The organism is Paenibacillus algorifonticola, assembly GCF_050481745.1.
GTDB lineage: Bacteria > Bacillota > Bacilli > Paenibacillales > Paenibacillaceae > Pristimantibacillus > Pristimantibacillus algorifonticola_A.
In genome coordinates, this window is the sequence record NZ_JBCNGR010000008.1 from 1 (window position 1) to 12,841 (window position 12,841).

18 protein-coding genes are annotated in these 12,841 nt (G+C 50.3%); 3 read left to right on the forward strand and 15 right to left on the reverse strand.

Translation table 11 applies throughout. The annotated features are described in order from the left end of the window. Positions 1-136 precede the first annotated feature (136 nt). The 3 genes from ABEW34_RS07470 to ABEW34_RS07480 all read left to right on the forward strand — a co-directional run bounded on the left by ABEW34_RS07470 (position 137) and on the right by ABEW34_RS07480 (position 2,623). Positions 137-1,165 (forward strand): tyrosine-type recombinase/integrase, encoded by a 1,029-nt coding sequence (locus ABEW34_RS07470; protein ID WP_430156605.1) that lies wholly within the window; start codon positions 137-139, stop codon positions 1,163-1,165. A gap of 194 nt (positions 1,166-1,359) precedes the next feature. Then, the gene (locus ABEW34_RS07475) at positions 1,360-1,953 is read left to right on the forward strand and encodes a hypothetical protein (RefSeq protein ID WP_430156606.1); all 594 of its coding nucleotides are present in this window, start codon (positions 1,360-1,362) and stop codon (positions 1,951-1,953) included. Next, a complete protein-coding gene (locus ABEW34_RS07480) occupies positions 1,946-2,623 on the forward strand; it encodes a hypothetical protein (RefSeq protein ID WP_430156608.1) in 678 nt (225 codons plus the stop codon). The genes ABEW34_RS07475 and ABEW34_RS07480 overlap by 8 nt, the downstream gene beginning before the upstream one ends. 38 nt (positions 2,624-2,661) lie before the next feature. Here the strand turns inward: ABEW34_RS07480 and ABEW34_RS07485 are convergent, their stop codons facing one another. The 15 genes from ABEW34_RS07485 to ABEW34_RS07555 all read right to left on the reverse strand — a co-directional run bounded on the left by ABEW34_RS07485 (position 2,662) and on the right by ABEW34_RS07555 (position 12,837). Continuing rightward, complete coding sequence (locus ABEW34_RS07485; RefSeq protein ID WP_430156611.1) at positions 2,662-3,339, reverse strand: M15 family metallopeptidase; 678 nt, start codon at positions 3,337-3,339, stop codon at positions 2,662-2,664. Next, positions 3,339-3,743: a phage holin family protein gene (locus tag ABEW34_RS07490; RefSeq protein WP_430156614.1), complete on the reverse strand. Its 405-nt coding sequence runs from the start codon at positions 3,741-3,743 to the stop codon at positions 3,339-3,341. The genes ABEW34_RS07485 and ABEW34_RS07490 overlap by 1 nt, the downstream gene beginning before the upstream one ends. Further along, positions 3,740-3,856 (reverse strand): CD1375 family protein, encoded by a 117-nt coding sequence (locus ABEW34_RS07495; RefSeq protein WP_430156617.1) that lies wholly within the window; start codon positions 3,854-3,856, stop codon positions 3,740-3,742. Before ABEW34_RS07495 ends, ABEW34_RS07490 begins: the two co-directional genes overlap by 4 nt. Next, entirely contained in the window at positions 3,856-4,191 is a 336-nt protein-coding gene (locus tag ABEW34_RS07500; protein ID WP_430156619.1) for a hypothetical protein, read from the reverse strand. Before ABEW34_RS07500 ends, ABEW34_RS07495 begins: the two co-directional genes overlap by 1 nt. A 13-nt stretch (positions 4,192-4,204) precedes the next feature. After that, positions 4,205-4,942 carry a hypothetical protein gene (locus ABEW34_RS07505; protein WP_430156622.1) on the reverse strand — a complete coding sequence of 246 codons (738 nt, stop codon included), beginning with the start codon at positions 4,940-4,942 and terminating at the stop codon, positions 4,205-4,207. A 1-nt stretch (position 4,943) separates the two neighbouring features. Continuing rightward, a complete protein-coding gene (locus ABEW34_RS07510) occupies positions 4,944-5,516 on the reverse strand; it encodes a putative phage tail protein (RefSeq protein ID WP_430156624.1) in 573 nt (190 codons plus the stop codon). Further along, positions 5,513-6,580: a baseplate J/gp47 family protein gene (locus tag ABEW34_RS07515; protein WP_430156626.1), complete on the reverse strand. Its 1,068-nt coding sequence runs from the start codon at positions 6,578-6,580 to the stop codon at positions 5,513-5,515. Before ABEW34_RS07515 ends, ABEW34_RS07510 begins: the two co-directional genes overlap by 4 nt. Then, the gene (locus ABEW34_RS07520) at positions 6,580-6,987 is read right to left on the reverse strand and encodes a DUF2634 domain-containing protein (protein ID WP_430156629.1); all 408 of its coding nucleotides are present in this window, start codon (positions 6,985-6,987) and stop codon (positions 6,580-6,582) included. The genes ABEW34_RS07515 and ABEW34_RS07520 overlap by 1 nt, the downstream gene beginning before the upstream one ends. Next, positions 6,987-7,262 carry a DUF2577 family protein gene (locus ABEW34_RS07525; RefSeq protein WP_430156631.1) on the reverse strand — a complete coding sequence of 92 codons (276 nt, stop codon included), beginning with the start codon at positions 7,260-7,262 and terminating at the stop codon, positions 6,987-6,989. Before ABEW34_RS07525 ends, ABEW34_RS07520 begins: the two co-directional genes overlap by 1 nt. Next, positions 7,259-8,317 (reverse strand): XkdQ/YqbQ family protein, encoded by a 1,059-nt coding sequence (locus tag ABEW34_RS07530; protein WP_430156634.1) that lies wholly within the window; start codon positions 8,315-8,317, stop codon positions 7,259-7,261. The genes ABEW34_RS07525 and ABEW34_RS07530 overlap by 4 nt, the downstream gene beginning before the upstream one ends. Next, complete coding sequence (locus ABEW34_RS07535; RefSeq protein WP_430156638.1) at positions 8,314-8,988, reverse strand: LysM peptidoglycan-binding domain-containing protein; 675 nt, start codon at positions 8,986-8,988, stop codon at positions 8,314-8,316. Before ABEW34_RS07535 ends, ABEW34_RS07530 begins: the two co-directional genes overlap by 4 nt. After that, complete coding sequence (locus ABEW34_RS07540; protein WP_430156640.1) at positions 8,988-10,676, reverse strand: hypothetical protein; 1,689 nt, start codon at positions 10,674-10,676, stop codon at positions 8,988-8,990. The genes ABEW34_RS07535 and ABEW34_RS07540 overlap by 1 nt, the downstream gene beginning before the upstream one ends. A 173-nt stretch (positions 10,677-10,849) precedes the next feature. Beyond that, the gene (locus tag ABEW34_RS07545) at positions 10,850-11,233 is read right to left on the reverse strand and encodes a phage tail assembly chaperone (protein ID WP_430156643.1); all 384 of its coding nucleotides are present in this window, start codon (positions 11,231-11,233) and stop codon (positions 10,850-10,852) included. 105 nt (positions 11,234-11,338) lie between these two features. Next, positions 11,339-11,779, reverse strand: a complete 441-nt coding sequence (locus tag ABEW34_RS07550) for a phage tail tube protein (protein ID WP_430156645.1) — start codon at positions 11,777-11,779, stop codon at positions 11,339-11,341. A 14-nt stretch (positions 11,780-11,793) separates the two neighbouring features. Next, positions 11,794-12,837: a phage tail sheath subtilisin-like domain-containing protein gene (locus ABEW34_RS07555; RefSeq protein WP_430156648.1), complete on the reverse strand. Its 1,044-nt coding sequence runs from the start codon at positions 12,835-12,837 to the stop codon at positions 11,794-11,796. Between the last annotated feature and the right edge of the window lie 4 nt (positions 12,838-12,841).

Below are 12,841 nucleotides of genomic sequence, written 5' to 3' on the forward strand. Positions count from 1 at the left end.
CGACGCGGGATGGTGTCGTTACCCTAAAACCTCCGCAAATTCAGACGGTCAGTTTGTCGCTATTGCAATAAACTATTACGCGTATAGTTTGTCGGAATGGTCAGCGAAAATTCATCGCTAAGAGAGGCGTGTTAAAATGAACCGTAGTAACCCGAAGTTTACGTTTATCAGCCGTAAGGAGCAAAGTGTTAAGATTGATTTGGATACGCAGATAGGACGGTTTTTGCAGGCGAAAAGCTTAGTAAAGCGATCGAAGAAAACGATTCATACGTATGCGCAATCGTTGTCACAGTTTCGTACGTGGTATGAAGCGCAAGTAGATGCGGTGATAGACTCTGAGACTTTGAAAACGTTTATCCACTATCTCACATTCGTAAAAGTACGGTGGGACGACCACCCTACGAATAGTAGCGCTGTTGTCGGACTATCGGCGCGCTCGGTGAACAATATTATCCGCGTTCTTAAAATCTTCTTTAATTACCTCGTAGCAGAGCGGACGATAACCGCTTCGCCTATGGATGCGCTATCGTATCAAACGGAAGAAAAGAACACCTTCGAAGTATTCACGGATGAACACGTAGTCTTACTCATGTCCGCGCCGAACCGCCGAGTCTACACGGGAATGCGCGATTACTGTATGATGCTCATGCTTTGCGATACCGGCCTACGTATCGGCGAGCTGACCGGCTTAAAAATATCGGATATCGACTTTACGCTGCGCCAACTCGTCGTCCGCGCTGAAATATCGAAATCGAGAACAACGCGCATCATTCCGTTATCTCCACTTACCATTAAAGAGCTTGAACGTTTGATTTCGTACATGGACGTATCCGACGACGACTACTTATGGCTTACGCAGTTTGGGAACCGCTATTTCGGAGATACGTTCAGCAAGATGCTGAAACTCTACGCGAAAAGGGTCGGCGTTACCGGTCCCCGCGTCAGTCCGCATACCTTCCGTCACTACATGGCGGTCAAGTATCTGCGCGGAGGCGGCGATCCTATATCGTTAGCGCGTATACTCGGCCATTCATCGCTAGATATGACGCAAGTGTACGTCAAGTTTACCGGAATGGATTTGCGCGATCAGCACGACAAAGCATCGCCAGTAACGAATCTACTCGATAAGGGTAACGAGAAAAAGCGCGGTAAGGTGCGGTTTTAACTAAGTAAACGCAGAAAAACGGCACTTACGAACTATTTAGCGGAGGCTGTCCGTTAAGTAGCGTAAGTGCCGTTTCATGTTTCTTCTATTATATGTCGCCGTACGCGAAATGAATCTACTTCCACATATCGCCAAATTGCGACTTTTGTAGTAGGATAATAGTATCTGCTAAGATATAAGGAGAGATTCAAATAATGGAAGAGTATGATACACTTTCCGAAAGTTTGAAGGCGCTTGATACTATTTTAAGCAACGACCCATTAAATAAAGAAATGCTTTGGAGGGTAGTCGATAATTTTTTCAAGCATTCTAGAGAATCAAGCTATTTATCGGCTTCTATAGATACAGTTTTTAGTAAACCCAGCGGGAGCGTTATTGAGTTCTTGCTACAAGATATTAATCTATCCAAAAATGTACTACAAGACCTTCAATCCGAACACGAATTGTTTTATTTAGCACTTTGTGCATCTTTTGCAGACGTTTTCAAGCGCCACTGCATGAAGCAGATGAATAAAGATTATCTAGAAATGATGTTTTGGTCAGATGATTCTACTTTGAAATTGATAAAAGCCGATGGGGATTACTTAGATATACATACGGATACAAGTACGCTTATTTTTATTTCCAAAAAAATTTATGCCGCCCTTATTAACAGAATTGAAACTCTAGAGCCTTTTGATGCAGATATTATAGAAACTCAAATTATAGACTTGTACAATTCACTTCAAGGAGTGGTTCAATACTTAAAAAATCGGGAGTCTGAGGTCGAGGGTGGGCCGGATGAATAATGATAATAATAACACGTTCTTAAATCGCCTTAACCTCACACCATCTTATACAAAACAACTTAGCGTTATGCTCGGCGAGGATTCGGTGAACAGGTTTAATATCGGCAATGAAGCGGTTAATAGCTTTAACGTCGGTAACGAAGCTGTAAGAAACTTTGATACCAAGGGTGCAAAGTATTCAATTCTAAGGCAAGCAAGTATTATTGACCAAGAAATTTTCAATAATACTGCCAATGCAAAAGAGGACATTTATACCTTAGGAGAGAAATTAAAAACTATCTCAGCTTCTTTAAATGCCCTGCTATCAACAATAAATCTAATGGCTGGAGGTTTAGACATGAGTGCGGAGAATTTATCCGAAATTAAACTACGCGTGGAGGATATAAACAAGTCCCTCAATAAATTAACAACTGATGTTGCAGTTATAGACGAACGAATAAAAAACAGATTTGATTCTTTGGATAAATCTATAGCTGATATAAAGAATAGTATAGCGGAAATTAAAGCACCAGTTACTACATTATCAAGTGATTCAATTGAATTTAAGAAAGATATAGAGAGTATTAAGGCTAAGCAGGCAGATTCAGTTACAAATAAAAAATGGCTATTGACTACTATCCTGTCCGGTGCATCTGTATTAGGAGTTATACTTAAATTTATAATAAAATAATCAAAGGCGCCAATCAAAGGCGCCTTTTCAATTCGTACTTACTGCGTCTTCTGCCCGCTAGCCACGCGCAGTACATTCGCCAGCCTATTCGCTTCCTTCTTGCGCGGCTCGTCTTTCTTTACGTTAGCAGCCGCCCATTCCGCCTTCAGAAATACGATAATCGCGTTAGCATCTTCGACTTTCAATTCCGGCTCCTCCTTCGTAATCGCGTTAATCTTCGCTAATGCTGCGCTCGTCTGCGCCGCCGTCGGACGTAAGCCTGCGCGATACTCAGCCGTTGAGAGTCCGAACGTCATCTCGAAGTGTGGCGCGTCCTTAAACGATGTCCAATCGCCGCCCCATGCGAAGCCCAGCGCTTTAGCCTCCGTTACAACTTCGCTCCAATCCGCTACGCCGTCCTTATCCGCGTCCCTCTTCGTATCCCAATAAACGGAGCGGCCGTCGTCCGAGAGCAGCGCGAAATCAATCGCTACTCCGAAATTGTGAAACGAATAGCCTGCGCGCGCATTCGTTACAATCGCGCCTGCTTTCGTACGGCCTTGCGCGTAGAGTCCGTCTTGCTCCGCGTACGTACGAAGTCCTTGCGTAATCACGATCGGTACGCCGCGTTTATAACTGCGCTCGATTAACGCTTCAGTCGCCGCTTTGACTACCGGTAACAGTCCGCTTAATCGCGCGGCCGACTTCGCCTTCACTTCCGCAAGTGTCAACGCCATTACTTAACGCCTCCCTTACGCTTCAGCACGTCGATCATCTCGCGAAACTTGTCCGGAAGTGGCAAGCCGAGCCGACCGTAATTCTCCGTTATGGATATCAGCTCATTCGCGATGTAGAAGTACGTAGCGGCCGCCATTGCTACGTTATCAAGTTCGAGCAGCACGTCGACGCGGTGCGCCAGGATGATAACGAGAAGCATAAGACCTTTCTTCACGCCGCCTGCCGAACCGATAGCGGAGCTGAGTCCGCGACCCTCCTTGAACGAAGCGCTGATGCCCGTAATAATATCCGCTACCATCGCGATTAACAGGAACGTTAGTGCCTCCGTCCAGCCTCCGAAAGCAAACGCAATAAAAGCGCCAGCAACGCCAGCGCCTCCGTTTAATATGATCTGTCCGTTCATTCGGACGCCTCCTCTGCGCTAAGTAACGCACCAACAGCGGCGCGGTCACGCTGCGGTACGTCCTCCAATTTACGTAAGCCGAGTTTGATTAATCGGCAATATACGTACGCCATTAAGCGTCGCCTCCTTCGTTTGTCTGTAACGCGATAAGCTGTTCGTATACGTCCGCGAGCGCCGTCATTAATGCGACATTATCGGCTTCTAGCGATTCTATACGCAGCTCTTCTAGCGATTTCTGCGGTAATAGTGCGGCCTCTTCTTCCGGTGTTTTAGCGCGCTCCGCTACGTCAACTAACACACCATCCACGATAACGAATGTGTAATACGGATATAGCGCCTGCACCTTCACCGCTAGTTCCGTGCCATCCGCGACAAAATAAGCGTCAGGATACGTATCGGCCGTCAGCCATTCACCAGTTTCGTAACTACCGTTTGCATGTACGATCATTGTAGACCCCCCCTTATCTGAACGCGATGTAGTTATACACGGCTCCGGTTGTATTCGTGTAGAGTGAGTTAACCGAGCCTACGTCACGGTAAGCGACCTTGAAACCGTTCGTAGCCGTCTGAACGATCGGACCATACACAGGACTACCGTTATACGCAGGACTACCGCTTATTGCAAAGCCGCAATACTCAGTCCGACCGAATAGTGTACTCAGTATTACGAGTACCGCACTCGGCGTAAACGGCAACGCTATATCCCGCAATGCCGTACCGTCGCCTGTATACGTACCCGCCGCGTAAGCAGCTCCTGCCATAATTCCGTCAAGCTTCGTTTTATCGGACGAACTCATAAGTCCGTTAGCGACCGCTGAAGCAACTGCCGTCGACGCCTTGCCGTTCCACGTATTCTTTTCCGCGTCCGATACGAAACGGTTGCTCGCATCCTGAACGATAATAGACGGCGGATGCGTTGTCGGATGCGTGTAATTATTAGCGCCCGTTGCAATTGTATCGAGCTTCGCTTTATCTGCCGCGCTTTGAAACCCGGCAGAGCCAGTCGTAACCAATGCGTGCGCCGTCCCGCCCGCTCCTTTATGCGCGGTCAAGTCCGCACTTACGCCATCTACTTCAGTCCCTAATGCACCTAACTCCGCTATCTTTGCGTCCAATAAGTCCGCGTTAGCGTTGAAGTTAACGATTGTCGCGTTATCTGACGCCTCTACCTTTTTAATGCCGTTTGGTAACGTCTGCATACTACGGTCCCTCCCATATTTCTAGTTGTGCATACGTAAGTCCGGCCGTTTGTATGCCGCCGAACGTAACGTCATAGCCTTCGAGCTTACCAAACGTCGTATAAATGAACACGTACTCGACGGCCAAATGCGCCGGCATAGCGTCCCGCACCGCAGCTTCCAAGTCCGCGAAGTTAGGCGGCTGCCCTAATGCGGAAACGAACGTCAGCTTCACCGTATAGTTCGCGTTATCCTCTACGACCTCGACTTCGCCGTTTGCGTAAGCTTCCGCAATGGATTCGATTAAGGCCGCCGTTACCGTACCGACTCCGCGAATACGCGACTTAATAACAGCGCGGCGCTGGTCGATCGGCTTATCCGCGTCGGTCGCTAGCGCAAAATTACGCTCCCAGCGCGGTAAGGCCCAAGTCGCCGTATCAACGAACATTTGCGCAAGCACGTCGTATATATCCGCATTAATCTGCGCTGCCTCAGCGGCCTCACGGTCGATGATATTCGTAGCGGTCGGAATGTCTTCGTAATAGCGCGGCAAGTAATCGTGCATATCGCGTTGAATCTCCGTTAGCGTCCTCATTCCGTCACCACTACCGTTCCTGGCGTAGCGACTTGGCCCGCGTTAATCAAGACGTTTGAGACGCCGCCATTAACCGTTAAATCCTCGTAATCCACAACCGGCGGAATGTCGAGAATAACCGCAGCTATGCGCGTGTAGCGAACGAGGTTATCTTTAAACGCAATCGACGCGAGATACGCCGTTACGCCTTCGGTAATCTGCGTCTCGACGGCTTCAATCGTAGCTCCTGGCGCGAGTGTAACGGAGACGGAAACGTTAATCGGTATCTCTGCCGCGCCCGTAACCGTAACCGTTGCGCCGATCGGACGCAGGCTTTCGATATAAGCCGCCGCTGCCGTCACCGTCGCGCTATCTGGCGCTGTCTTATCTGCCGCGAGAAGTACGACCTTGACCGTACCAGGACCGGCCCACACTGGAATAACTTGCGCGTCCGATACGCCGCCGACCTCTAGCGCCCACTGGCGGTATTGATTCGCGTTACCGCTCGTCGCAGGCTTGGCCGCCCGTTCGAGGATACGCGTCCGGAACTCTTCTTCCGTTTCTCCGACCGCGCCGCCCGTAAATGCTGCGCTATTTGTAACGGTGACAACTCCGGCCAAGCCGCCGAGAACGGTATTAATCGCGCCAGCCGCTACGTTACCGGACGCGCTTGCTTCGTCTGCTTCCGCTGGTACGGTGACTCGCGCAGGCCGACCCGTAAGTGTACCGGACGCTGTTGTTGTAAAATAAACGGGCTCTTCGCCTGCTGTCGACGTCTGTACGCGAGTCCCAATCGGTACCGTTACGCCGCCTGCTCCGCCGAACGTTAACGAACCCGCAGCCTTAGTCGACAGCTTACGTGTCAATCCGTACTCAGCCGCGCGTAAATCTAAATACGGGCCGTACGTCGTATCGACAAAGCCGAAGTTGAGTACGTTGTCCATTTCGATATATGCAAGCGCCATTTCGATTGCGGCCGGAGATAGTAAATCGTAAGTCGCCGAACCTTGCCGCTTATCAATTTCCGCAGGACTCGCGTCAAGCATCCGCTGAAGTATCGCGGCTTTCGTTTGATCTTCATACATTAAAGCGTCACTCCTTCCGTAATGATGTCACCGTTAATCGCCTCGACTGAGAACGTAATAAAACAAGCGTCGGCGCTCCGCTGGATTACGAAGTCATCGACGCTTAATATGCGGTCATCGTAAATAATTGCTTCGCGGATAATACGCGTTATCTCCGCGTCAAACAGTTCGTTGTTAACGTTCTGGCCGATCAATGACGTTATCTCGTTACCGTAATCCGTGTCGTAAATGATGTGCTGGTCACGCGCTGTAACGAGCGCCTTCCGGATAAACTGGCGGAGTGCCGATTCGCCGTCAATAATCGCAGTTAGCTGCTGCTCGAATATATCGTAAGTCCGGCTCGGCTCCGGCGTAACGTCCGCCGTTATTACGCGGTCGCTCGTTGAGCTTAACGGTTTTAGCGCCATTAAAACGCCCCCAATCGGTCGAGGATAGCGTAAGTTTGGCCGTCCGATAATTCCGCGAGAATAACGCGGTCATCAACGGCGAGGCCGCTTTCGATAAGACGTTCGGACACGACGCAATCGTCCGCATCAAGTTCGAGTTTAGTACCGTCAATCTGTACGGTAAACTCCGGCGACGCGGCCGTAACCGTTCCGAGTTCGAGCTGCGTGTCCTTATTCGCGCCAATCTGCCGAATAACGTCGTGTAGTTTCTGCGCTACGCTTCCCTCCGGTTTCATTCCGCGTCCTCCTTCGTTTTAGTCTTCGTCTTCTTGTCCGTCTCCGCTGGCGGCGTATATTCGAGTGTCGGCAGATCGTCCGTTGCTGATAACGTTAGCACCATCTTGTGCATACCGGCTGCCCACGTGTGGACGTCGCTGCTCACGTAATAGCTGCCGATAATCTGAGTCATCGCATCGTGAACGTAAACCGATACGCCAGCGTACGTGTCGTCGTAACCCTCTGCCGTTACGATAGCTTCATCGTCTATGACGTTTAATTCCGCGAGTCTATCCGCTGCCAGCTTCGTTATTTCCGCCTGAGTCGCGTCGGAATCGCCCGTCTCAAAGTGCTGCATGAGTCCGTAGCCTTCAATCGAAGCTTGGTCGGATGCGACCGCAATAATCGGCTTCTTCTCTTCATCGCCACCGACAATGCGGACTTGATTGCGCATGTCCTCGATTGATTGCGAATAGGACGCTTCGAGTAAGTTCGTCGCCGACTCGATGATGAACGCTGCTTTCCGATCCGTCCGTTTCGCGAGATGAAGCGCGCCTTCCGCAGCGTAGATAAAATAGCGTCCGCCTCCGTGTTTGCGCGTAACCGTCAGCGCCGTCGTCATCATATCCCATAGCGTCATGTCGCGTAGAATAAGCTTCGGAATAACGTACGGCGTTTCCGCGATCGTGCCGACATTAATACCGAACTCGACGCAGAGCTTCCGGATAATCTGGCTCGCGGTCATCTTCGTAAACTTCTTCGTGTCTTCATTCTTCGCAAGGTATACGTTCTCGTCATAGGCGACCAACGTCATCGATCCGGATTGATCCGTGTTGCGGCGGAATATGAATCCGCGAAACAGTTCGACGCCATCCGAAAACAAACGGAGGTCCTTGCCGAGCTGAAATTCCGCGATAGGTTTAACGCCGTCGAGCGTGTTGGTTAGCGTCACCTGAAGCGTGCGGTACGCCTGCTTGACGTCGCCCGACCATTCGACTGATTGCGTTATCTCTTCTATATAAATGTCTCCGTTGCCTCCATTATAGAGGACGCGTAAATCCTGCGGTACATTCATCGCGGAATCACCAGCTTTTGGCCGAGCGCGATTAAATTCGGATTCGCTCCGATTAGTTTTTTGTTCGCGTCGTAAATCTGCCGCCATTTATCGCCGTTTCCGTATATTTCCGACTTGGCCGCGATCTTAAACAGCGAGTCGCCGCGCGATACGGTATAATTCGATAGCTTCTCGCCTGTGTCCGCTCGGCCCGCTGAAGCCGTCGTTACTGTCGTTTTATCCGCAGCGTAACCGAGTTTGCGGTACGAAACGAATCGATACTCGCGCAGGGATAAATCGAAGTAAATATCGCCGGGATTTCCGCCACGCTCCGGCTCGTACGTAAAGTCACGGACAGTTACCGCGAGATTAATCGGCGTTCCCGTCACCGTTAAGCGCAACGGTTCTCCCGACCGCATCCAGCGCTGTATTTTATGGACGCAATTCCACGGCTTTGGCAGCGGCGAGTAAGCGCAGTAAGTCGCGTTGTAATCGCGCGGAAAGAACGAGCTGAACCGGAACTCCGTTTGGCGACGTTGGCCGATAACGGTATACTCGCCGAATTGCGCCGCGTCCAAGTCCGTGTAGCCGTGCGAAGTAGATACGGAAATAGATTCGGGATTGACCGGAAGCCACAAGCGTTCGGCTCCGTTGTTGAAACTGAGATGAAACTGTATCGGATTCTTCGCCATTAGTTTTCGCTTGGCCCCCCTAACCGTTTTCCGCCTGGCTTCGCGTTCGCGTTGTTAGCGTCAGAAATCATCGTATACAAACTACGCGCGATTTTCCCGACGTCCGCTTCCTCACGAATTGTAGCTCCGCCCATGTTGACGGTAACGGTCGTATTGTTCGTAATTGGCATCGGCTGTGACGGTACAGAGGGTGCGTAACTTACCTGACTGGCGGGAGTGTCCTTACCGCTACCTGAAATAGCTTCGTCAATCTTCTTACTCAAGCTATTCAGCCATAGTGGGTTGTCTAGGAAATCCGAACCCGCGTCCTTCATCTTATCGTAAAAAGAGGTCTTCGGCTCAGTCGCTGATAGTGACGTATTTCCATAAAGTGGGGTATCTTTAGGTTTGTTTTCCATCGCCTCATACAGAGATGAGATATTCTCCGCCCTGGCCGCTCCCTTTGCTGCGGGGCTTTGCGAGCTTATATAGTCCAGAAGCTGTATAACCCACGGAGCAGCCGCGATAGAGATACCTACGACAAGTCCTACGTACCCGCCTGCGTGCAGCCCCGCAACTGCTCCCAACACTAACGCTAAGACAGGGTCGTTCTTTATGCCTTCTACGAATCCAGAAGCTGCACCTTCCGCTATTCCCTTTCCGACTGTCAGTCCCATACTCGTAATTTGCGGGTAGTACCCTTCTGCTGATCCTAGTAGCGTTCCGACTATCTTTTCCGAATAACCTTTAAAGGCCGCTTCTCCCGATCCTTCCCACCATTTATCGAAGGAAGTCTTTACGGTATCAAAAACAAACTCTACCTTGCCTTCAAACGTGGGAATCTTCATAAACTTAGAGTTGTTTGTAAAGTTATCCGCGATATACTTCTTTCCTTTGTCAATCGCCTTTACTAAGTTGCTGACTAGTCCCGTAAGTGCGTTACCGCCGAATTTCGAAATAGCCGCAGAATTGACGTCGAGCCACTTATTTACGTCGCGTAATATCGGTTTCAACTTCTCAAGCGCACCAAAGCCCATGTCACGGAAAGTCATTCTCGTCTTATCGACCGATTTTCTGTAAAGCCCTAGCGCAGTTTGTCCTTGTGCCGTGATGAGTTCTTGGGTAATGCCGTATTTCGTCAGTTCCTTGTCCAGCGCCGCTAATTGCTTAGCCAATGGGAGGTTTTTTATTTCTTTAAGTACGCTCCTTGGTATCTCAAACCTCTCGGCCAAACTAGTAATGTCTCCGCTGTTTAACTCGCGTAGCGCAACGGCAGCACCTTCTAGACCTTGCATAGGGTCCAGAATTGCCAGGCGTTCCGCTATGTTTGTCAGCTCCCGTAAGTCGTCCATATCTTTACTCATTATGATGAAAGATTTCGACGCGTTTAAGAAGTCCGTATCACTTAGTACGGACTCGGCCGATTTCTGACTAATAAAGTCATAGTATTCCTTCGCTTTCTTCTCGTCGCCTTTGAATAGCGCCGTTATGGTACTCGTACTCATCTCCGCCTCCGCCGCTGCGCCGATCGTACTATGGAATAATTTTGCCGCAGCGCTAGCTCCCGTGTAAGCTGCCGCTAATGCGCCTACGCCTGCGGTAAGTCCAGACAATTTGCCCGCCGTTCCTACGATTGCCTTACTGACTGTGCGCAAAGGACGCGATGCCTGGTCAACAATACGCATGTATGCCGTTAAGTTAAACGCCATACGTTACCTCCTCTCTGCTTTACGTCGTTCCCGCGCCTCTTCTTCGAGTTGGTAGCGCATAGACTCGTACATAAAGCGTTTTTCGCGTTCCCCAAGCTGATACACGACGTGTGGCGGAATATGATGCCGTTGAAATATGACGTGTAACAGCCACGCCTCACCGTCGCTCTTTATTAGTTTGGGAAATCGATTTCCTCTTCGCCGTAACCATTAGCCTCTAATGCCGCTTGAAACAATCGTTTAATTTCTCCGTCAAGCAGCGCTTTCTCAACGCAATCCGCTGCGTCCTCTGCTTTGTAATGCGCAATGAGGGCAGCGTCGGAAAAGTCCGGCTCTACGCAGGTCTTAACGATAATCGCCGCTGCGAACATATCCGCGTTCAGTTCCTTGCCGCCTTTACCGTTACCGAACGTAGACTCCTGGCGCGCTCTTTCGATGACGTCCCGGTCGACCGCCTTAACCGTAAAATTAACGCCTAGCCGCGCCATCGGGACGTCGCGTGTTACGTATTTATTAGCGCCAAGCAGCGCCTGAAGTGCGTTAGATTTCGTTTTCATTCGTGATTCCTCCGTTTGGGTTATTGGTCAAATTAAAACGGAGCAGCCGCGTTTTAATGCGTACTACTCCGTTGATATTGCGCATGTTAAGCGGTAACTACCGCATTAGCTATTACGCAGCGGCGTCATGATTTGGTGACCGGTAAATGTGAACGGAAACTCGTTTTCGACCATGCTGCCGACGTCCGACGTAATCAGCGGAATCGAATCGAACGTTACGCCCTTAAGACGTACGCGGTAAGTACCGCCGTTGTCCGGATCGGTTACGGAATAAATCAGCTCCGTTACAAGCGCCGACTTCGTGTCATCCGTACCTTGGCCGATTTTTTCGATGAGTTCGGAGGTTACGAGATAGCCGCTGAAATCGCCGCTGCCACTTACTCCCGTTACCTTTTTTCCGATCCAGCGTGTGCCTGCGATTTTGATATCCTCTTTATCGAAGTTAATCGTCGCGTTAACGGTCGTTACATTCGTGAGCCAATTACCGTCCGCGTCGAATAGCTTGCCGAATCGTCCGCTTATAACTTTCGATGGGTCCATCGTCATTTTTCTTCGCCTCCTTATACGTTAATGGTCATGAAAATACGTTCCATCGAATCGATCTCAACGTAGCTAATCGCGAGGAACACTTTATCGCCAGTCGACGGATTGTTCGGATCGAGCGCGACCACGGGGCCGGACAAGACGCCGTTATCCGCGAGCGTTTCGAGGTATTTCGTAACGCTGGCAATCAGCGCAGCCTGACCATCGTCGTCATTCGGCAGCTTACCGATGTACGATTCGTTAGCCGTTTTCTGAATGTCGTCAATAACCGCCTGTCTTGCGCGAATGCTCCGAATCTTAGCGCCGGAAGTCGTAATGCCTTGTTCGATTTTTACGCGCTTGCCATCGTTGGTTAAGACGAGACTGCCCGCCGCTAGAGCCGCGTTTGTCTGCGCGTTGGATAAGCGCTTTGTCACGTCGTTAGCCGTAGTAGCTGCGTACGTAATCGAGGCGTTAATCGCTGTGCCTGCGATAAGGCCCGCAACAAATGGCGCGTACTCAGAGGACGAAAGAGATACGTCACCGATGACCGCGCCGTTAATTACGTTGACGATGTAGTCGTCTTCGTTCAGCGTTGAGCGCGCGTTACCAAGCGCCGGATCGGCGTCCGTTGTCGCATTACCTCCGATGACGAGCATATACTGCTTGCCGTCAGCGCGATTAGCGATTGTCCACGTTTTAAGCGCCGCATGCTCCGTGACGTCGTATTCATGCGCGACGAAGACGTTAAAGAACTGCGTATCAAAGCCCGCACGCATTGCCGTATAGTCCGCTGTTACTGCTTCGTCCGGCAGCGTATAAACAAGCACGGATGCTGCTCCGCCTTGAAACGCGAGCGTAATCGGACTGATATTATCAACGCCGAATAGCGCTTCCGCTTCTCCGACCGTTTCTACTTCGTAATATTTTTCCTCTACCGCCGTGCCTGCGTACGTACTAAGCGCCAGTGCAACGATGCCGCGTTCGCCGCCTGTAATTGCGTCTACTGCCGCCTGTACAAAGTTGATGTACACGCCTGGTCGCGTAGGTAGAGACGTCGGATCAAATGTGCCTCCCGCCAATGTA